The organism is Sporosarcina luteola (genome assembly GCF_023715585.1).
Taxonomy (GTDB): domain Bacteria; phylum Bacillota; class Bacilli; order Bacillales_A; family Planococcaceae; genus Sporosarcina; species Sporosarcina luteola_D.
In genome coordinates, this window is record NZ_JAMBOK010000023.1 from 1 (window position 1) to 276 (window position 276).

1 rRNA gene is annotated in these 276 nt (G+C 39.5%); it reads right to left on the reverse strand.

Annotation, left to right across the window (positions count from 1 at the left end):
* Window positions 1–220: 220 nt before the first annotated feature.
* Window positions 221–276, reverse strand: a 16S ribosomal RNA gene (locus M3193_RS16635); the annotation flags it as partial.

Below are 276 nucleotides of genomic sequence, written 5' to 3' on the forward strand. Positions count from 1 at the left end.
ACCATTGTATAGCGATATACGCTGGCAATCGTTAAAAAAGTATTGTTCAATCACAAAAGTGATCGACTCGGTTGATTACTTGATGTTTTGTTGCTTCAATGTCGTTTTATCCAGTTTTCAAAGAACAAGTTTTGAAAGATCATCAGAAGATGAACCTTCAAAACTGAACGCAAAACGTCAACGTATGAACCCAAGGTTCATATTCCGTAATTATCCTTAGAAAGGAGGTGATCCAGCCGCACCTTCCGATACGGCTACCTTGTTACGACTTCACCC